The sequence below is a fragment of the Nocardia implantans genome (assembly GCF_035544775.1).
Lineage (GTDB): Bacteria > Actinomycetota > Actinomycetes > Mycobacteriales > Mycobacteriaceae > Nocardia > Nocardia implantans.
This window is the reverse complement of the sequence record NZ_JAYKYQ010000002.1, coordinates 629,452-650,057: the sequence shown is the minus strand read 5'-3', so window position 1 is coordinate 650,057 and position 20,606 is coordinate 629,452. Positions and strand designations below refer to the sequence as shown.

General features: G+C 66.5%; 13 protein-coding genes and 1 pseudogene. 5 read left to right on the top strand and 9 right to left on the bottom strand.

Features of this window, described 5'->3' with window-relative positions:
• Positions 1 to 24: 24 nt before the first annotated feature.
• Both U3653_RS07200 and U3653_RS33370 read right to left on the bottom strand, forming a co-directional pair.
• Positions 25 to 2,997: a phosphotransferase gene (locus U3653_RS07200; RefSeq protein WP_195077783.1), complete on the bottom strand. Its 2,973-nt coding sequence runs from the start codon at positions 2,995 to 2,997 to the stop codon at positions 25 to 27.
• 229 nt (positions 2,998 to 3,226) lie between these two features.
• Positions 3,227 to 3,469: pseudogene (locus U3653_RS33370) on the bottom strand (ATP-binding protein); the annotation flags it as partial.
• A gap of 136 nt (positions 3,470 to 3,605) precedes the next feature.
• On the opposite strand from U3653_RS33370, the gene U3653_RS07190 reads away from it, so the two are divergent.
• From U3653_RS07190 to U3653_RS07180, 3 genes are all read left to right on the top strand, one after another.
• A complete protein-coding gene (locus U3653_RS07190) occupies positions 3,606 to 5,027 on the top strand; it encodes a WGR domain-containing protein (RefSeq protein WP_195077781.1) in 1,422 nt (473 codons plus the stop codon).
• Between the two features lie 127 nt (positions 5,028 to 5,154).
• Positions 5,155 to 6,648 (top strand): serine hydrolase domain-containing protein, encoded by a 1,494-nt coding sequence (locus tag U3653_RS07185; protein ID WP_195077780.1) that lies wholly within the window; start codon positions 5,155 to 5,157, stop codon positions 6,646 to 6,648.
• Between the two features lie 97 nt (positions 6,649 to 6,745).
• Complete coding sequence (locus U3653_RS07180) at positions 6,746 to 8,938, top strand: elongation factor G-like protein EF-G2 (RefSeq protein ID WP_195077779.1); 2,193 nt, start codon at positions 6,746 to 6,748, stop codon at positions 8,936 to 8,938.
• Between the two features lie 581 nt (positions 8,939 to 9,519).
• Here U3653_RS07180 and U3653_RS07175 read toward each other — a convergent pair.
• From U3653_RS07175 to U3653_RS07165, 3 genes are read right to left on the bottom strand one after another with little or no spacing between them, the layout of a single operon-like run.
• Positions 9,520 to 11,733, bottom strand: a complete 2,214-nt coding sequence (locus U3653_RS07175; protein ID WP_195077778.1) for a hypothetical protein — start codon at positions 11,731 to 11,733, stop codon at positions 9,520 to 9,522.
• The gene (locus tag U3653_RS07170; protein ID WP_195077777.1) at positions 11,733 to 13,685 is read right to left on the bottom strand and encodes a type VII secretion target; all 1,953 of its coding nucleotides are present in this window, start codon (positions 13,683 to 13,685) and stop codon (positions 11,733 to 11,735) included. The genes U3653_RS07175 and U3653_RS07170 overlap by 1 nt, the downstream gene beginning before the upstream one ends.
• Positions 13,686 to 13,719: 34 nt before the next feature.
• Positions 13,720 to 14,061 carry a hypothetical protein gene (locus U3653_RS07165; protein ID WP_323123883.1) on the bottom strand — a complete coding sequence of 114 codons (342 nt, stop codon included), beginning with the start codon at positions 14,059 to 14,061 and terminating at the stop codon, positions 13,720 to 13,722.
• Positions 14,062 to 14,391: 330 nt separating this feature from the next.
• On the opposite strand from U3653_RS07165, the gene U3653_RS07160 reads away from it, so the two are divergent.
• Both U3653_RS07160 and U3653_RS07155 read left to right on the top strand, forming a co-directional pair.
• The gene (locus tag U3653_RS07160) at positions 14,392 to 15,642 is read left to right on the top strand and encodes an FAD-binding protein (protein ID WP_195077775.1); all 1,251 of its coding nucleotides are present in this window, start codon (positions 14,392 to 14,394) and stop codon (positions 15,640 to 15,642) included.
• Positions 15,643 to 15,715: 73 nt separating this feature from the next.
• Positions 15,716 to 16,738 carry a hypothetical protein gene (locus tag U3653_RS07155; protein ID WP_195077774.1) on the top strand — a complete coding sequence of 341 codons (1,023 nt, stop codon included), beginning with the start codon at positions 15,716 to 15,718 and terminating at the stop codon, positions 16,736 to 16,738.
• A gap of 354 nt (positions 16,739 to 17,092) precedes the next feature.
• Here the strand turns inward: U3653_RS07155 and U3653_RS07150 are convergent, their stop codons facing one another.
• The 4 genes from U3653_RS07150 to U3653_RS07135 all read right to left on the bottom strand — a co-directional run bounded on the left by U3653_RS07150 (position 17,093) and on the right by U3653_RS07135 (position 20,516).
• Entirely contained in the window at positions 17,093 to 17,362 is a 270-nt protein-coding gene (locus U3653_RS07150; protein WP_195077773.1) for a GreA/GreB family elongation factor, read from the bottom strand.
• Between the two features lie 326 nt (positions 17,363 to 17,688).
• Complete coding sequence (locus U3653_RS07145) at positions 17,689 to 18,468, bottom strand: hypothetical protein (RefSeq protein ID WP_195077772.1); 780 nt, start codon at positions 18,466 to 18,468, stop codon at positions 17,689 to 17,691.
• Between the two features lie 454 nt (positions 18,469 to 18,922).
• Positions 18,923 to 19,411 carry a gamma-glutamylcyclotransferase family protein gene (locus U3653_RS07140; RefSeq protein WP_195077771.1) on the bottom strand — a complete coding sequence of 163 codons (489 nt, stop codon included), beginning with the start codon at positions 19,409 to 19,411 and terminating at the stop codon, positions 18,923 to 18,925.
• Positions 19,401 to 20,516 (bottom strand): hypothetical protein, encoded by a 1,116-nt coding sequence (locus U3653_RS07135; protein WP_195077770.1) that lies wholly within the window; start codon positions 20,514 to 20,516, stop codon positions 19,401 to 19,403. The genes U3653_RS07140 and U3653_RS07135 overlap by 11 nt, the downstream gene beginning before the upstream one ends.
• Between the last annotated feature and the right edge of the window lie 90 nt (positions 20,517 to 20,606).

Genomic DNA, 20,606 nt, shown 5'->3' with positions numbered 1-20,606 from the left:
GCGCAGCTGGGCGGGATCGCAGCGTCAGTCCCTCCCGCGCAAAGCCGCCTCCACCGCCGCGTCCTCGACCGGCTCGGTCTGTCCCCACACGGCACGGGCCAGCCGCAGCTTCCCGGACATGCTGGCCACCAACGCCGCCTCCGCCACCTCGCCGGCCTCGCCCTGCCGGAGCGCTTTGCTGTAGCGAACCGCATCCACGACGACCGATTTGACCCGCTCGTGATCGAGATAGGTCCGCAGGTCACGACGCCACTGCCCGATCGCAGCCGCGGGCTCCGCGGCGACCCATGCGGCGAGGAACACCTCCTGCTCTTCGGCCAGGTACCCCATCTTGTGCAGATGCGTGGCGACGTCGTAGACCGGGTCGCCGAACAGTGCGAATTCCCAGTCCAGGAAGACGACCCGGTCGTTTCGCACAATCATGTTCTTCCGATGCACGTCGGCATGCAGCATCCGGAAAGGCCTGGCCTCGAGGGTGTCCCACGCCGCGACGATGTGCTGCAGCGGCTCGTCGGGCACGCCCAAGCGCCGGTATACCTCACCGAAGTCGGCGCTGCTCTCGCGGTGCACGCGCGCGGTGACGGCGGACAATCGGCGGGCGAACGCGGCGGGTTCCTCACCCCAATCCGGCTCGACCGGCGGCAGCAGATCCCGTGGGATACGCCGGAGCTCACCGAACAACGCCGCCACGTCCTGCGGTACGTGAGCCGGAACCCGGACGCCGCGCGGCGCGATGTGATCCAGCAACTCGCCGTCGATGTAGTCGTGGATTTGGTATGCGGGGTGGACCGATTCCCAGCGCAGCCTCGGCGCCGAGGTGACGAAGGGCTCGATCGCGATCAGCACGGCTGGTTCTGGCCACTGCCGCAGATCCATCACATCGGCGCCGGCGACGGGAATTCGCACGTTCACCGTCCCGGCGACGCCGTCGACGCGGACGTTGTGGTTGTAATACCCCGCAGCCGACCGCGATCGGGAAAGCGCGTCGTCGTACATCGACTCGGCGTCGACACCGATCACCCGCGCGATCACGCGTGCGGCGTCGCGGTCCGAGACAGACCCTGGCGTCGGCGGCTGGATGCGCGACCGCGCGGCCGCCGCGGCTTTCGAGATATCGGGTTCGGTCCAGCCGTACAGCGCCAAGACCGCTCGCGCGACGAGGACCAGCCCCGGGTAGACGTTCGCGCCCTCGAATTCCGCGATGGCCCAGCGCACACTGCGGACAGCATCGTCGCGCTGCCCGCGGCGCGCGAAGACCCCCGCGCGGAACAGTTCGGCCCTGGCCCGTCCCGAGCGGTACCCGGCCTGCTCGAGAATCTCGCACGCTTCGGCGAGTGCGTGCTCGGCCGCGTCCAGTTCTCCGAGCGACAATCGGGCGAGCCCCAGGGCGGTGTAAGCCTTTCCGAGTTCGTGCAACGCGCCGAGTTCACGCTGCCGCACGATCGCCGCTCCGGCTGCCTCGATCGCGCGGGCCGGGTCCGTGAGCGCCAGGAGTTCGGCCAGGTTCGTCGCGACATTCGCCTGTCCGACGACGCTGCCCGCCGCTCGGTAGTGAGTCTCGGCCTCGGTCAGATACCGGGCGGCACGTTCGGTGTCGAACGCCAGCCGGTAGGCGAGATGACGCAACCGTGCGATGTCGCCGAGGAACTCCCGGTCGTCGTCGTCCGCCATCGCGACGAGTTCCTCACACATGGTCAGGGCCTGACCGAATCGACCTTGGCACATGTGCAGATCGGCCGCCCACTGCCCGGCGACGAGCCGGGCTCGCCCCGAGCCGCGCGACCATACATCGTGATAGATGGCCAACGCGTCGTCGGTGTCGCCGAGTATGCGGCGTGCGTTCGCCGCCGCGACGGCCAATCGCTCGGCGATCGGACCGGTCCGGTCCAAGGCGACGTCCCGGGTGAGCCGATCGGCTTGCTTGGCGTCGCCGAGCAGCACCGCCGCTTCCGCTTCCAGGCACCGCGTGAGTTCCGACAGTTCGGCCATACCTGTCAGGTTCTCATGCGTTTCGCTCAGGTAGCGGTCCAGATCGCTGATCACGCCGCCGATTCCCTGGCTACCGCCCGCCGCCTCGATCCGGTCGACGTATCCCAGCAACGTCACTGCGGACAGCAGCCCCGACCGGACACCGTGGTACCCCGCCTCCCGCAAGGCCGCGACCCGGCCCGTCGGCCGCTCGGCGCGCGCGAACCAGAGATCGTGCAGCAACGCGTGCAGATTGCGCCGCACATCGGGATCCAAACGCCGCTGCAACGCGTCGACCATCAATTGGTGCAGCTGGAACCGTTCGCCCTCGTCGCTCTCGTCCGCCGCGTACACGAACGAGTACGCGACCAGGGACTTCCACGCGGCTATGTGGTGCGGTAGGTGGAACTGCCCCGCCACCGCGGTGAAGATCTCCTGATCGAACGTCCGTGGCAGTCCCAGCAGTTCCAGTATGCGAACTTCGTCAGGGCGCACATGTTGCAGGAAGCGTTCGAGAATCGTCTCCGGAGAGACCAATTCGGACGGTGTCACCCAACCCGCACGGGTGCGGGCATCGATGGCCAGATGCAGGTAGAACGGGACGCCCGCGCTGGAAGCGGCGATCGCCGCGCGCTCGGCGGGATCCTCTATGCCGGAGGAATCGAGCAATTCGAAGCGGGCGTCCATCGGCAGGTCGTCGACCGGCACGGCCCGGATCCGGGTCGACCACTCCGGGTCATGACGCTCCCACCCCAGCGGCTCGCGGCTGGCGATCACCACCAGCCCGGTGTCCAGCTGCGCGACCACGTCGCGTAGCCAGGCGTCGGACGCGGCCGCGCGGCCTTCGCGATCGGTGCCTCCCATCAGCGCTTCGTAAGCGTCCAGGAAGACCACATAGGGCTTGCCTTCGGTCCCGCTCTTCAGGTCTTCCGCGAACAGGTAGGAAACGGCTTCTTCCAGGCCCGCGAGACTCAAACGGTCCAGTTCCTGGAGGACCGGATCGTGGCGGATCCGATGGGTGCGGATCACCCTGCGGGCGCCGAGGTCGAGCAGCCGGGTCGCGGTGCCGAAGACCGGGATGCCGGTGGCGTCGTTGAGTATCTCGGTCAGGATCTCGCTGTGCTCGGCGAGCGCGAGCGAGCCCGGTCAGGCGCAGATGCGGGTGCATGCGCTGCCACAACACCGCACGGGCGATGTCGAAGCGGTGGAACTTGATCTTCTGCGCGCCGAACTGCATGCGCAGCACCGCGAGTCCGTCGGCGGCCTGGCGATGACTCGGAACCTGCAGGTCGAGCACGGCCGCCGGATACTTCTTCCCGACCCGCGCCCGCAACTCGGTGACCAGCCGGGACTTGCCGATCCCGCCGACTCCGCCGAGCAGCATGATCCGGGGACGCTCGGCGGCCTCGGCCAGCAGTTCGTCGAACCGCGTCAGCACCGGTTCGCGGTCGACGAACGGACGGCTGGTCGATCCCGGCTGGAACCGCGCGGTCAACACCATGGCGTATCCCCCTCCTGACGAGCCCGGCACGATTCTGCCAGATCCGGCCACCGGTGAATCCGGACCCGCCGCCGAATGTCGGTGCCCGTTGCTAACTTTCGTCCCATTCCGATCTGACGAAAACAGGCGAGGCGCTATGACTATCGGGGGAACCACCTATCTCGAACTGTCCGAGGACAGTGGTACCGCGCACAAGTTCTACGAGGTGATCGTCGCGGGTACGCAAGTGAGCGTCCGCTTCGGTCGCATCGGTGAACAAGGGCAGACGAAGGTGAGTTCGTTCGCCTCCGAGGAGAAGGCGCGGGCGGCCGCGGCGAAGAAGATCGGCGAGAAGGTGCGCAAGGGCTACGCGCCCGCCGTGATGGGCGCGCGGGCCAGGCGTCCGGTGACCAGGCGGGCGATCAGCAGCGGGCGTTCCACCGCGAAGGCAGCGCCGGTGCTGTGGAGTTTCGACTCCGGCGCGGCCGCCTTCGGCATCTTCGTCGACGAGCGCCGCTGCTGGGTGGGCAACGAGAGCGGCGACGTGTTCACCCTGACTCCCGACGGCGTGGTCACCGGCCGCTACCGCCTGCCGGATTCGGTCAAATGCATCGTCGCCGACGACTTCTGGATCTATGCCGGATGCGACGACGGGCGCGTGTACGACCTATCCGGCAAGGTGCCGCGGGCGGCCTACGACATCGCGGCCGATGTGGACATCTACTGGCTCGACATCCACGACGGCATCCTCGGCGTCTCCGACCGCCAAGGCGGCATCACCGTGATCGACCACGAGGAGGAGTCGCTGTGGACCCGGCGCAGCACCGGCGATTCCGGCTGGATGGTGCGCATCGACGCCGACGGCGTCTACCACGGGCATTCCACCGGCGTCACCAAATACGACCTGGACAGCGGAAGCACCATGTGGCAGGTGGGCACCGGCGGCGACGTCCTGTTCGGCTGGCAGGAATCCGATGCCGTCTACGCGGGCACCGCCCGAAACCAGGTCCGCATGGTGTCCAAAGGCGGCCGGGCCGAGCGCACCTACCAGTGCGACGCCGCGGTCTTCTCCTGTGCCGCTTCCCCGGACGGCCGCTACGTCTTCGCCGGCGACAACTACTCCTCGGTGTACTGCTTCGACGCCGCGGGCAACCGCGTGTGGAAGCTGGCCACCGGCTGCGGATCGGCGTACTCCATGCAGTACCACGACGAGAAGCTGTACTTGGTCACCACGACCGGCACGCTGGCCTGTCTCGATGTCGCCGAGGCCGCCATCCGCGATGCCGAGCAAGGTGTGCTGCCGCAGACGGTGTCGGTGAAGGCCCCCGAGATCTCGGTGGTGGTGCCCAGCAACACCGTCGAACTCACCTCCGAAGCGGGCAACGGCATCGTCGTCGAGTGCGTCAGCCATGGCAGTTCCCTGCGCGTGCGAGTCGTGTCGCCGGGATATCACCACGGATGGAACGTGCAGTTCCCCAAAGACATTCGCCGAGCAGGCGCTCGATACGTGGTCGACGGCATCGCGGAGTCGGTGCGCGGTTTCTATCGCGTGCGCGGGGACATCCGCCGGCTGTCCTGAGACAGACGTTCGGCAAGGAAGCGTTCCTCGCAGGTCTCGTAGATGTGCGAGGAACGCTGACAGCAACCCGGCCGCTTCGGGTCCTGGCACACTGACAGAAGCACTTTCGAAGAGGGGGGACGACTCGATGGGTGGACGATTCACATCGCTGGGTGCGCTCGTCGCGGCGCTGACGACCACCGCGGCGTTGCTGGCCGGGTGCGCGTCGAACCAGCGCGAGGACCGAAGCTTTCCAACCGAGGCAGCCGAGCAGATCGACCGCGTCGTGCGACCGCAGATGGACGCGCGGCTGGCTCCTGGAGTGCTGGTCGCGGTGCGTGACCCGAAACGGGGCGCCTTCGTCAGGGCGTACGGCACGGCCGATCTCGCGACCGGTCGTCCGATGGACGTGGCCGATCATGTCCGGATCGGGAGCATCACCAAGACGTTCACCGCCACCGCGGTGTTGCGCGCGGCCGACGAGGGAAAGCTCTCTGTGGACGACGTGCTGGAACGGTACGTGCCGGGCGTGCCGAACGGAGACACCATCACCCTTCGGGATCTGCTCGGGATGCGCGGCGGCGTCTGGGATCTTCGCCGAGAGCGGGCCTTCGCCGACCAGATAGTCGCAAAGACCCCGGCGTCCGAATGGCACGAGGGCGACCGCCTGCGCGCGATCATCGCGCATCCGGAGAAGGCGATGCCGCCGCGCGGCCGCGTGGAGTACTCCAACTCCGAGTACTACCTGCTGGGCCTGGTGCTCGAAAAGGTCTTCGGGAAACCGGTGCACCAAGTGATCGGTGAAGTCGTCGCCGCGCACGGACTGCGCGCCACGACGTATCCCACCGACGCCGCCGTCCCCGCGCCCGAGAGCCGCGGGTATTCCTACTTCGACGAAACGCCCACCGATGTCACCGCCCGGACCACCCCGGCCCTCTTCGGCGCGGCAGGCACCATGGTGTCCACGATCTCCGACCTCGCCGAGTACGCCCGCCTGCTCGGCCGCGGCGACCTGCTGAAGCCGGAGACCTTCCGCGCCAGGACCCAGTTCGCCGGAGATCTGCGCTACGGCCTGGGCATGGTGGAGTTCGGCCGCTGGATCGGCCACAACGGCGCCGTGCCCGGCTACACCACCCACATGGCCTATCTCCCCGAGCAGGACGCCGGCGTCACCGTCGCGGTCAGCGAATTCACCTCTCCGCCCCTGCTCGGGGTGACCGCGTCGGTCATCTGGTTCGGCATCGTCCGTCAGCTGTATCCGGGCACGGTGCCCGGCGTGCCTGCGGGCACGGAACCGGAGCCGCCACCGGTGCCCGCGGTCGCCGATCTCGACAACCGACTACGACAGACGCTGGACCCCGCGGTTCCCGTCGCGCGGAAGCCGCTGCGGATCGCGGACGACGACAAGGACCCGGATTTGGTCACTCGGGTCGCGGAGAGCTTGTCACCGACCACCACGACGGTCGGCAAAGTGACCGCCGCAGGCGGCCACCTCCTCGCGACCGTCGTCTTCGCCGGGCCCAACGGCCGCCGCCCGGCCATCGTGCCGTTCGTCCCGCGCGACGGCTCCTGGCGTATCGACCGGTCTTGGGCGTGCGAGAACATCGCCGGAACCGGGCCGCCCTCGCCCGCCTGCGAATGACCCGCGCTCCGCACCCTGATCTGCCGATTCGTCGGCGGAACGCAACGCCCGGTGGGAAGGTGGACGTACGGCAGGTGTCGGCAGAGGAGCGAGACACATGGTGGACAAGACCAACGGAGCTGCCGCGGGCGACGGCGGCGTGATGACGGCGGAGCGGCCCGACCAGATTCGCAACGTGGTCCTGGTCGGGCACAGCGGGTCGGGAAAGACCACGCTGGTCGACGCCATGGCGCTCACCGCGCGGGCGGTCAATCGCGCCGGGCGGGTCGAGGACGGCACCTCGCTGTCGGACTACGACGAGATCGAGCACCGCCAGCACCGATCGGTGCAGCTGTCGGTGGTGCCGGTGACGTGGGACGGTAAGAAGGTCAACCTGGTCGACACGCCCGGGTACGCGGACTTCGTCTGCGAGCTGCGGGCGGGGTTGCGCGCGGCCGACGCGGCGCTGTTCGTCATTTCGGCGGCCGAGGGAGTGGACGGGATCGCGGGAGCGACCAGGGCGCTGTGGGAGGAGTGCGCCGCGGTCGGGATGCCGCGCGCGATCGTGATCACCCATCTGGACACCGCGCGCGACGAGTACGACGTGATGACCGAAGCCTGCCGCACCGTGCTCGGCGGCGGATCGGAGAGCATCCTGCCGCTGCACCTGCCGGTGTACGGCCCGAAGAACCCGGACGGTCACCGGCCGGTCACCGGCATGGTGGAGCTGCTGCCGCACTGCGTGGGCGACTACTCCTCCGGAGAGGAGGTCCAGGGCGACCCCTCGCCAGATGAGGCGCCCGCGCTGGAAGAAGCGCGCAATCGCCTCATCGAGGGCATCATCGCCGAGAGCGAGGACGAGAGCCTGATGGAGCGCTACCTCGACGGCGAGGAGATCGGCCTGGCGACGCTGGTCGCAGATCTGGAGCGAGCGGTCGCGCGGGGCACCTTCCATCCGGTGCTGTTCGCCGCGCCCGCGCCGGAAGGGGCCAAGCAGGGCCTCGGCACGGTGGAGCTGCTCGACCTGATCACCGGTGGTTTTCCGACGCCCGCCGAACATCCCATCACCGCCAGCAACGGCGCCGAACCGCATCCGCTGCGCTGCGACCCGGACGGTGAGCTCGCCGCGGAGGTCATCCGCACCGCGTCCGACCCGTACGTCGGGCGGGTCTGCATGGTCCGCGTCTTCTCCGGCACCTTGCACGCCGACGACACGGTGCACATCAGCGGGCACGGCCTCGAGGACCGCGGCCATGAGAGCCACGAGCTGGACGAGCGGGTCGGCGCGATCTCGGCTCCGTTCGGCAAACAGCAACGCCCGCTGCGCCAGGCGATCGCGGGCGACATCGCCTACGTCACCAAACTCGGTCATGCCGAGACCGGCGACACGCTGTCGTCCACGGACAGCCCCTTGCGGATCGAGCCGTGGCCGATGCCCGATCCCCTGCTGCCCGTCGCCATCCGCGCGCACAGCAAGACCGATGAGGACAAGCTCTCCCAGAGCCTCGCCCGGCTCGCCGCCGAGGACCCGGCACTGCGGCTCGAGCACAACGCGCAGACCCACCAGCTGGTGCTGTGGTGTCTCGGCGAGGCGCATCGCGACGTCGCGCTGGAACGATTGCGAACTCGGTTCGGCGTGCAGGTCGACCTCACCGACTACCAGGTGGCCTTGCGGGAGACGTTCGCGGGCAAGGCGACCGGGCGCGGCAGGCATGTGAAGCAGTCCGGCGGGCACGGGCAGTACGCCGTGTGCGAGATCGAGGTCGAACCGCTGCCCGAAGGGTCCGGGATCGAGTTCGTGGACAGAGTTGTCGGCGGAGTCGTTCCGCGCCAGTTCATTCCGTCCGTGGAGAAGGGCGTCCGCGCGCAAGCCACCCGTGGATTGACCGCCGGTTATCCGCTCGTGGACGTGCGTGTCACGCTGTTCGACGGCAAGGCCCATTCGGTCGACTCCTCCGACGCCGCGTTCCAGACGGCTGGTGCGCTCGCCCTCCGTGAGGCAGCGGCCGCCGCGGGGATCAGGGTGCTGGAGCCGCTGGCCGAAGTCTGGGTGCTGGTCTCCGACGACTACGTCGGACCGGTGCTCAGCGACCTGTCCAGCCGTCGCGGTCGCGTCCTCGGCACCGAGCCGCACGGCGCCGGGCGCACGCGGATCCACGCCGAGGTTCCCGAACTCGAACTCAGCCGCTACGCCATCGACCTGCGCTCCATCTCCCACGGCACCGGCGATTTCACCCGCGCGTACGCGCGCCACGAACCGATGCCCAACCAGGTCGCCGCCGCGGTGCGCGGGGAGAAGGCACGCGCGTAGTCCGCTTCTGCCGAGCCGCTGAGCCGCGCCGTTCCGCCAGCGCGCTCGGCGAGCGGCATCGGTCACCGGCTCAGGCGGATCGATGCCGCTGATCCGACCGCACGGCGCGACAACGCATACGCCGACTCGAAACTCGCGAACCTGTATGGGCTCGACCGGCGAGGCCGCGATCGCGGTGGCCGCTGACCGGGGGCGCGAGCACCGAAGCGTCCCGCTACTTCCCCACTGTTCCGTCTGCCGAATCTGGCGATAGCCGGGCATTTCGGCCGCACACCATCGATGGCGCCCTTCCCGCCCTGCGCAGCGCCACCGACCCGGAGGTCGAAGGCGGTGAGTACTGAGGTCCTGCCCGACTTCCGAGATACAGAAGCTATCCGGCCAGGGTCCAGCCGAGCAGCCGCGCGCGCGATGGTCAGCGGGACATCAACCTGTGTGAGGCATCGGAGTGCCTGACCGGAGGGCGCTACTGCGTCGGATCCGCGGCAGGGCAGGCGAAGCCGAACGCCTGACCGCGCGCCCGGCGGGCGAGCATCGCGACCGGTCCACTTCGCGAGGGATTCGGTCGCGATGCTTCGCGTCGCTCAGACCTGCGGCGGATTGATGGCCGGCGGACCGGCGGGTTGCGGAGCAGCGGGCGGTGCCGTGCTCAGGGTGGGCGTAGGCGGTGTCGCGGCCGTGGGGTCGGTGGCGGAACCGACGTTCAGACCCGTCGGATGCGCGTAGCCGGTGAAACCGCCGTACTTGTCCGTCAGCGGCGGGTTGTTGGGGTCCAGCGGAATCAGTTGGCCCTCGTCCACGATGGTCAGCCCGGTGTCGGTCTTGACGATCAGCGCGCTGTGCTTCTCCCATTGCACGACATCGCCCGACTGCAACTGGGCGACATCGTTGACCGTCGCCCAGGGATGCTCCGCCGTCGACTCACCGGGAGTCCCGGCGTACGCGGCCGCCGCGTCCATGGCGGTGTTCTGCGCCTGCCGCTGCAAGGGTTCCGAGATGTCCGGGGGCACCTGCACGGTCTGGTTGCCGATCTGGAGCGGCACCGTTGCGCCCGGCGTCGTCACAGCCGGCGGCGTACCCGCGTACGTCGGCGCCGTCACACCGGAAGGGCTTCCAGGCTGCGGCTGACCGGTTTGGTTCGCGGCGGCCGCCTGCGCCTCGCGCTCGCGCCGCCGTTCCTCACGCCGCTCTTCGCGCTCCTCGCGCTCCCGCCGGTCCTCTTCTTCCTGGTAACCGTTGTGCTGGTTGCCCTGGTTCATCATCCCCGCCATGGCAGCCATCATGGCGAGATTTTGCAGCATGCCCGCGCCGCCGTCACCACTGCTGCCGGTCGAGCCGGTGGAGCCGGTATTGGCGCCCGTAGCGGTTCCGGTGCCAGTGCCCTGCGATGACGAATCGCCCGTGGAATTCCCATTGCCCGACGTGGACGTATCGGTGCCACCGTCGGAGCCCTCCGTGTCACTGTCGGATTGCGAGTTGCCAGTGGAATCGTCGTCACCGGTGCCGTCTTTGTCACCGGCGCCCTCTTCGTCACCGGTGCCGTCTTTGTCCCCGGTGTCACCGTCATCGTTGCCGTTATTGTTGCTGCCGTTGTTGTCGTTGCCGTTTCCGTTGTTGCCGTTGCCGTCGTTACCGTTATTGCCGTTATTGCCGTTATTGCCGTTATTGCCGTTTCCGTCGTTACCGTTGCCCTGGTCGCCCTGGTCGCCCTTGTCCCCCTTATCTCCCTTATCCCCTTTGTCGCCCTTGTCGCCTTTGTCGTCACCGCCGCTGTGGTCATCGGCGTCTTTTCCGTCGACGTCCTCAGCTTGCTTCTGATATTTTTTCGTCGCTTCGCCGTATACCTTTTCCCACTCGGCGGTGGCATCGTCGATGGCCCGGACGTAGTACCGCTGCTCCGCCTCGGCAGTGAGAAAATATTCGCCGTAACCCTTGGTGCCCTCTTTTGTATTCTTCTCGTAGACAGGCACCTGCATCTCGGAGGTGGGGGGACCACCGGAGCTCTCGGTGAGCGTATTTCCACTGCGCGTGAGACTCGCCATCGCAGGTGCGTACTCGAGATCCTTGTTGAGCTCGTCCATGATTCTTTTCAGCTCTTTGAAGGTATCGGAGCCGGTGATCTTCGAATCATAGGTGGCATTTGCGACAGACTTGTGGTCGCTGGTGTGGTCCTTCTGCCGCTTCTCCAACTGGGTTTTCAGTTCGCCGTGCGCGTCTCTGACCTTGGACCAGCCGTCCGCGCTCTCGACCTGCTTGCCGTCGAGGACCGCGGTGAAGTCCGGCGCAGCTTTGGGATTACCGACGCCGAGCGTGTCGAAGTCCCACTGCATCGTGAACTCGGTGTCCGCGATCAGTTGTCTCAGCGCCTCACTCGCACCTTTCGGCACATAGAGGTCGACGTACTGCGCGTGCTTGTCCTCGCCCTTGAAATCCTCGTAGCCGTAATCCCCGAACTTCGGATCGCCGGCCGCATCGTCCTCTTTCTTTTTCTTGGCGTTGAGGTAATCTTCCGGCTTTTTGGTCTTGAGCGATTGGATGAGATCCTTGTACTCGGGCTTGTCGGCGAGACCCTGCTCCTCGGCATCGTGCACCAAACGTTCCATCAGATCGTACTGATATGCGTCGGCCCATCTGATGTCACGAAGCCTGTTGAATGCCTCTGTGAATTCGGTCGAATTCAGCCCTGCGAGCTTGTTCAATGAATTCTTGGCTTGGTCGTCCTGGAAACCGACACTATCCCACCCGTGTGCTTCGTAGTCGTGTTTGATCTGCGAGACGACGTCGTCCACCTTGCTCATCAGGCTCTCCTCTGCTCACCGGAGCTCTCCGACCCCGCCAGACCACTCAACAATCCGGTGACGGAAGGGGGACTCTCGCCATGGCTCATAGAACTCACACCGCCGGAGACCGTTCTACTCATGCGGGCAGTCTGCGCAACCGATACCCGCGCTGTCGCCGGGAACAACGGATGCTCGGTGATCTGGCTGTAGGTGTAGAGCGCGTCACGGAGGGTCTGCCGGTCGGGCTCGCCTTCGGCGAGCGACAGCAACAGTTCATCGACACGACGTTCGAAGACCATGCCGCGCAGTACCTCCATGTCGGCCACCCGCAACGGGACGCCGCCGACCGGGATGTGGGACACGTCGATCCGTCGCGAATTCGCCGCGGCCGCTGTCAGCGCGTCGGCCGCTCGTATCTGATGCCACCAACTCGGCGGGACGGGCAGACCCGCGTGCAGGGCATCGAGGATTCGAGCGCGGTGGGGCGAGCCATTCCCGTCGGCGCCTGATATGGCCGCCCGCACTCGAGCATCCGCGGCCCGCGCCAACTCGACGCACTTCGCCCGGATTTCCGCATCCGGCACCGTCGCGGCCTCCCGCAGCAAGTCGTCCGATCCGGCCAGCGTGAGCCGATCGACCAATCCGGGCCCTGGGGATGTGAGATCGACCGCGGACTCGGCGGCGGGCACCCGGTCCTCGATGGCGACGTCGCGGCCGAGTGTTGTGCGCAGGTCGTCCGCTATAGCCGCGGACGACACCAGGGCACTGATCCGGACCGGCCTGCGCTCGCCTACCAACAAGGTGAATTCGGCGAGCATCCGGGCCGGATCGGTAGTTCCTTCCAAGGCCGCGACGGCTTCTCGACCTGCGGCACGCAATATCGAGTCCCACCGCCACGGGATGATGACTTCCGACGGAAGGAACAGTCCGGGAGGCAACCAACCACGCCCCTCGGTGGAAGTCAGCAGGACCAGGGGCCCGGCGGGAGTCCGCGCCACCGCTACCCCCCAGTCGAGACCGAGCGCCGAATCGGCTACGGCGGAGAGAATCGCGGCAAGCAGAGTGCGCGCGAGCGCCAAGTCGTCTTCTACGCGCTCACCCACCACGAACGACGGCAGCGCCCTGCGTTCCTCGGCCGGATGGAGGGCCGCCGCCAACGGGCCGGTAGACAGTGGAGCGGGGGGACGAATGGCCGTACGCGCGCTCATACCGTCTGTGGGAACCGCCGCGGGGAAGACGCTCCCCGCCATTGGTGCGAGCAACCCGTCCGTCGTGCCCATGGGACCGTTCACGTCGATCGACACCTCGGCGCTGCCGTTCTGGAATCCCAAAGGGTCGAGAGATGCGCCAACGGCACCGGGCTCCGGCATCCCGTTCACGCCGAACTGCGGCATGCCGGGCGTAACGGGCATCGTGCCCTGCGGGGGGACGACTCCCGTCGGCATGCTGTCGTGGATCTGCGGTAGGGGTGCCGCGGGCTGCGCCGGTACAGAGTCGGAGTGTCGAGCGCTCTCCGGCATCTGAGGCGTGGCCGATGTGGTGGGAGGATGCCCCGGTTGTGCGCCGTTCGTCAGCGGCGTGTCCGGAGCTGCGCCGACCGGCGCCGGGGGACCGGGGAGCGTACTGAGAGCAGGACCGCCTCGCGGCGCGCCGTTACCGAAGTCACCCGCATTGCCGATGGTCTGCCCACCGGAGTGGTCGGCGTCTTCGAGGGCGGCCGCGGCGGCGAGCAATTCGTCTCGCGTCCGCTCATGTCTGGCGGCGAGGCGCTCAGCCGACTGGTGCCGCCTGTTGTAGTAGTCCACCAGAGCACCCCGCATCGGGTCGGCGATCACACCGTAGGTGGACTCGAACTCGGCAAGCCAGTCGTGCGGGATCTCGCCCCACTTCCGGATGTCCGCGGCGAGCGAATCATGCTGCTGGGCCATGCGGCGCAGCTGATCCGGCTCAACATCCAGGTGATTGGGCATGCTCGGTCGATCCCTCCCGCCAGCTATCTCGGGTTCATTGTTCCGCCTTCCCAAAATTGGGGACCGGATCGCTTCCGGTTTTCCACTCCTGCATCACCTCGGCGAAGGGGCGGGGCAAATTCTCGGCATTGTTCATGGCGAAGTGGTATTGCCGCCGGGCATCCTCGGTACTTTCGGTGATGGCGGCCATGATCTCGGCGGCGAGTTCCTGGTTGCCGAATCGGGCACAGGTGCCGGGCGCCAGATAGAGATCCCGCAGCCGTCCCATCACGTCGACCTCGGGAATGACCAGGCCACTCGGGGAGGGTCGGCGCGCCACGATGGCGTCGGACCGTTCCCGCATCTCAGCGATGCGGTGCCGCAACTCCCGGGCCATGCTCAGTCCGGCGCGTACGTAAGGATGTACTTCCCTCACAGATCCTCACTTATCCGCGGCCACCGAACGCCCGCCTATGGGCGATCGGCGCGCCCGCACTCGTACACATGTCGGCAACGCCGTCGCCGAGCGCCCGGCTCTGCCGAGCGCAGGGCGCCCTTCAGGATGCGGCACCCCGAAAGAGTCCACTTCCCAACCGTGGGAAGCGAGCATACTCGAGCCAGAGCCGGTTTCCCGCACGGAGATCACGAGTTCCGCGAGGCCCCCATCGACGATTTCAGCACCGACTTCGGAGGTCTGCGCTACGCCGTCCCACGCGCTGTACACCGGATGCCATCCGCATTTCCTTCCGCGCTGCTCGGCTCCGGTCGGCAGTTGACGTTGCGCGGCGCGGGTCATTCCTCGGACGGGCAGACCGTCACCGAGGGAGAACTGCTGGTCACCTATGCGCCGGAATCCGCCGCCGCGCAAGTGCGGGACCTCGGTGACGGCCTGATCGAGGTCCCTGCCGGGATGAGCTGGTACGGCTTGGAGCGTTATCTGAATCGCCGGGGCGCGGCATTTCCCGTGCTGCCCGACTATTTGCAGTTGTCGGTGGGTGGCACGCTGTCGGTGGGCGGCATCGGCATCGACTCCGTGCGCTCCGGCATGCAGGTCGATCACGTGGAGCGGATCCAGCTGATCGACGGCACGGGGACCAGCCGTTGGTGCTCGCGTACCGATCACTCCGAGCTGTTCCGGTTCGCGCTCGGCGGATCGGGCACCGTCGGACTGATCGAACGGGCGGTGCTGCGCACCGTGCCGTACCGTCGCGACACCCACCTCCACCGCACGCGGCACGACACGACGGCCGAACTCGCGGAGCACACCGAGCGGATGGCGTTGCGCGACGACATCGACATCTTCTACGCGTCCATCCGGCACGGCGTGGTCCAGACCACCACCGGATGGCGCGGAAGCGGTCCGAAGCGCTGTGGCGACGCCGACTGCGCGATAGTCGCCGATCTCTCGCTGCGGGGAAACTACGGCACCGCGCGCACCGTCGCCCCGCCCGCCGGCCATGCCCGCTTGTGCGCCGACTACATCGTGCCCGCCGGGCAGCTGGCGCCGTTGCTGGCGGCCGTGGACGCACTACGGCACCTGGATGCACTGGACCGTGGGCTCGAGCTGTTGTGGATTCTGATCGTGCACCGTTCCTCGGACGCGACCGCATTCCCTTTCACTCCGGTCGGCAGTGCTCCCGTCTCGATCGCCGTGGGCTTCTGCACATCGCTACACCGCGAGTTCGCGGCCGTCGACGCTACCCGGACCGCGTTGCGCGGCCTGCTGGAGCGCTGTCTCGAGTTGGGCGGACGTCCCTACCTCTACGGCTTCGACGTCCTGGACGCCGCACCGGCCGAGCGCCTCTACGGAGCGGACCTCGCCCGGCTCGCGCAGCTGCGCTCGGCCCACCGCCTGGACCACGTCAACGCCCACCACCCGCTTGTCCGTGCGACCGTGAGCGCTCCTCCCGACAGTGCCCACTCCCCTGCTGCCGCCAACGATGGGAAGCCCGATGACAGGACGTCTCGATCCGAGTGAGAGAGTTTGGCGATATGGGTAGAAGTGTCCATCCGCCGCTCGCCGCTCCCGACATCGGCAAACAGTCCTGACGATGGTGTCGTCTGAAGCGGCGGGAGACTTCCTGGTCGATTTGGCGGAGCGGTTGACCGTCTCGTGTGACCCCGCCTCTGTTCGCGCGATGATGGAGCGCGCCTGCGGTGGACAGCTTTCCGAGCGAGGGCCGGATGGATACCGCGCCAGTCTTCTGACCCTCTCCGGACTTCCGTTCGAGGCAAGTGTGTCCGGCGGCGGCGGCAAAGTGGCGCCCGTGGTTCGTTACGCCACCGAGACCGCCACTCAGGAAACGCGATTCGACTCGCGCGTGGCCGCCCAGATCGCCGCGATCCGCGCACTCGTCTCCTGGCTGCCGAACGGAGACCAGACGGTCGCCGATATGTTCGAGTCTTTCGTCACGACGCTGTATCCCGATCCGGCGAGTGTGTCTGCACGTTATCGCTCGGCTTCGTGGATCGGTGTCGTCCACGACTCCGCGGTGCCGGACCACGCGGCCCGGCTCAAGGTATACGGCTACCCGGACGTCGTGCCCGGAGGGCTGCGCCGGTTGTGTGACGTGTGGCCTGGATTCGCCGATCTGGCTCCGGTGCGCGACGATCCGAAGCTCATCAAACCGGTCATCGTCGCGCTCGAAATGGATGCCCGCGGCGAGTTGAACCACAAGATCTACCTGCGCGCCGGATACGATGCCGCCGTGCCGATGAAGCTGGTCCGAGACTTCGGCCATCCGGCGTGGGAGGTCCTGTCCGAACTCGTCCGGTGCGGTCTCGACGCGGCCGAACTGCACAGGTATGACTACTTCATCTGCTGCGCACGCGGTTCGGGCCCCCCGACCTACGCCTTCACCTTGGCCGCCCGCGTCGGCGACGACCTGGCCGGACTCGCACGCGAACTCGCGTCCCGGCACCACGGCAGCACCGTCGCCGTGGACGCACTCGCACAGGTGGCAGCGTCATCCGGCGCGAGCTGGCGTTACTCGGCAGTCGGACTGGGTGTATCCGCCGAGCACGGCCTCGACAAACTCAACGTCTACGGCGTCCCCACCTGGAGCGACGCGTAGCACCGCGACCACCGACGCACTGGCGCCCGTTCCACTGTGAACCTCGCCTGCGGATGGCCGGGCCGAACGCAGACGAGTCCACCCGCTCCGCGATCGATGAAGTGATCGCGGAACGGATGGACTCGCCGGAACCCTGCTGCGGACGGAGGACCTTGGTCAGATCCTCCGCCGCAGGTAAGAAGCCCGGAAGGGCTTACACGTCGAAGTACAGCTCGAACTATCTGCTGGTCGTTTGCGAGCGTTGGCAAATGTCAGTCCAGCGCGTCTACCTGCACGTATAAGCTGTGGCAACGTTGGTGTCCATTGGCCTCTGTTGGCGCCGCTGCGGACGAACTGCGGACGGACTGACGGACACTAGCCCTGCGGGATGATACCCAAGACTTTGAGGCGAACCGGTTTGTTGTCTAGCGAGACGGTTTCGACGGTGCTCAGCAGGATGGTCCCAAGCAAGGCTTGGCAGATGGGGGCACTCTTCGGGTACTTACCGTTAGAGATGTCGGCTTCGTGGTCGGGAACGATTTGGAAGCTAGGGTTCTCGCCAGTGTCGAGGTCCGTCACGGTCACCGTGGAGTAGACCATGACGACGTTCCGGGCACCGAGAGGCAGCTGCTCAGAAGGATTCACACCGGGCATTGTCTCGTGCGGAACTCGCTCCAAGAGGTAGTTCACACAGATGGCCTGTCTGTCGCCACATTCGCTGCCCGGTCTGCGGCGCTGGCCCTGATGTGTGGTGGGTTGCACCCAGAGGCGGGCTGGCTGCGCCTGCCCCTTATCGGCCTGCCTTTCGCGCGTAGAGGCTCCGGGGTCAAGAGTGGCGGTAGCCATCCCGTAGGGACGCCGTAGGCGCTCTTGACGCTGGAGGGGCGCGTGAACACAATGCAGGCCACCACACAGCAGGGCCACGCGTCCGAAGGACGCGCACAGATCAACAGAGAGACGACCTGAGGTCCTCACGGCCGTGGTGCGTCAGGGGTGAATCCCTGAGCAACAGTCAAATCCCAGAGGTACCGGTTATAGGTTGTCTCGACCTCGCTGTACAGACCCCACGCAAAGTTCACCGGCTCCTTGTCGCCAACGCGCATGATGCATGCATTGACGGTGGCCTTCAACGTGCACCATGCGGCGAACAGTGCATGGCGCCATGCGTCCATGACTTGGGTGTAGTGGTTTGTTTGCTCCGAGATCGTAACCGCAGCGACCGTGACGGCGTTCGCGTGAACCAGGCGGCTCAACAGAGGGTATTCGCGGGGGCCAAGGTCGGGGGAAAGCTGAATCACAGAGTCTGTGAAGTTGGGAACCTTCACTCTCGGTAGCTGAGTCTGGCTTCGCCACCGATTGATCCGTCTTGCTAGCGCAGCCTCGTCCGGGGTGGCATCGCTGCTGTTGACGCCCATGTTCTGAAGTCCGTCTGAGAACAGCCGCTCCATCTTCGAGACCCTTGTCTCGGGGTTGTCGTCGAGATTCGTCACGAAGTTCGCACGGGCGGCGTATTCCGCGGCCGAGCGTGCCAGCACTCCGGGTGCGATCGTCGGTGGTGCCTCGAGTGAGATCAGATGGCCAATGGAGCGAACGAAGTTACTGGCGCCCGACAGGTAGAACCGTCCAAGCCGGTGAGCCGTGAGCAGCGGGTCCGGGAAGTCTTCGCTACCGTGTAGCCGGTCGAAGGCGTCAATATCGTGGCCGGGCTCGCGATGCGGTAGGTAGGCGCACATTTGGGCGACTCCGCTCATGACTTCGCAGAGTTGGGCAGGAATGTCCAATGGCGGTGGTGGTATATCGGACGGCATAGAGGCGCATGTTAGAGCGCGTGTCGGGATCGTGACGATGCCTTTTCGATGGAAGAACCGGGACCACAGCCGGTGGACCGGCCAGAGTGCTGGCGGATTCGTCGCGGGCTGCGGGAGGTAAGTCGGGTACGGCTGTCGTCGTGCCCAGCCCTGCGAGGACGTTGAGAAAGCGGCCAGACAGGAACAGGGTGCGTTCTGCCACGTCGCTAAACGCGGGGCAACGCACCGACGCGCCCGCCTGCCGCAGCCTGCGGAGGCCGGCGGTTGCGCGTCGCGGCGCGGTGCGCCGCGTAGGCGGCGCGCCAGCGCCGCCCTTGATCCTATATAGCCAAATTCGGCAACAACCTGCATGACGCTAGGCGCGGGCGGTGGCCTTCATCGGCTTCATGATCGGGAGTCAGTGCGTCGAATTCCGGGAGCGGTCGCGTTCCAACCAGGCCGTGCATCGCTGGACGTAGGCGGGAAGTTCGGATGCTGCGAACTCGTCAGCGATCCAGTCGAGCTGGTCGACGGACTTCTTCCATGCGTAGACCATCGCGTGGAGGCCACTGTCGAGGGTGACGGGCACGAGGTCGTAGTCGTCGTCCTCGAACCGGTCGAGAAGCATCCATTCCACGGGCGTGATGCCGCTCAGGACCCGACCGTATGCGGACTTGGCTGGGTCGGGTACGAGTCCGGGGTAGACACGGTGAGGCAGACGAGCGACTCGCCAGCCACTCAGCTTGTCTTCGGCCGACTTCGGAACCCGGCCGATCAAGGCGTCGAGAACTGGGTCAAGCTGTAGCGTGCCGTATGCGAACAGGGGTGTCGTCTCGGTCGAATTCAGGCCCGCTGGCCCGAGGATGTCGAATCGAGTCTCGTGCACTCGCCGGGTCTCAATTGACATTCGGAATCTCCTTGGTGCGCTTGCGCTCGATGTGCTCGACGTCCCATCGGACTGTGACAGATTGCCCTGGGCGCAAGTAGTCACGAGTGAGGGTGACCAGAACGTCATCTCCGTCATTGTCCCAGATGAGGTCTTCTGACACGGTTTGCTCGGAGCCGTTGACCTGCTCCTCGGTGGCGGAGTACGACAACAGTCGCCCAACTGCATTGTGCCGCAGAGTGATCGTGACGTGGCGGGTGTACCGCGGTAATCCCTGCCGCCAGTAGTGGTCACTTACGAACTGTCCACCAGCACATTCGTATGCGATGGTTCCGGTCTCACCTGGCCGGATGGGTGGCGATATCTGGCAGGCGAACTTTGAAAGTCCGGGCGTGTCGTGAATGCGCTGGATGATGACTTTGCGTGACCCAGTGGTAGACGGTGTGATTTGAATTCCGTCGGGTGTGTGCTCGAACCAGACTTCTCGCGGTATTCGCGTTACGGGATGCTCGCTCATATTGAATAGCTCATGCCGGTAGCACACAGTCGAGAGTCCATCGCTCCGAATGTCGATGCTGACGTGCATCTCAAGCTCGACAACCTGACCCGCGAGACTTGCCAGTCGTGCCGTCTCTTGGGCGTCGATGCGAAGAACACGAGCCAGCGCTACCAGCTTCTTGGCCACCAAGTGCATGGCGTCGGGGATGTCGCTGCCTCCCCCGAGTGCGCCGTCGAGTCCGGTGGCCGGGCGACCGATTCGAGCTATCGGCGCATTCCAAGTCGCGCGATGGGCATCAGGTGCGCTGAACGCTTCTTCCACTGCACGGACGAGATGAGCTACGCCAGCATGATCCTGTCCGTTTGCAACGGGACCATCTGTGATCGCTTCGAACAGAGCTTCGGCCGTCCACCCCGGAAACATGGCTTCCAGCACTCGGCAGTGGTCCGGATACGGCAACCCCTTGAGTTCACCGGCCAACCAGCGATGCAGTTGCCCCCGACTCGGTGCCGTACCGATCAACTGCGGATCGACGCCCGATGCCACACGGTCGTACTCTCGGCAGAACGTCGCGTACTTCTGCCAGTGTCGTTCTCGTAGCAGTTGTTTCAATCGGATCGATGCCATAGGCGCTCCCCTCCCCTGGCCTGCTGAGCAGTAGACGAGACATAGACGCTACAACAGCCGCGACATGTGCGACAGTCCCGCACGAGACGC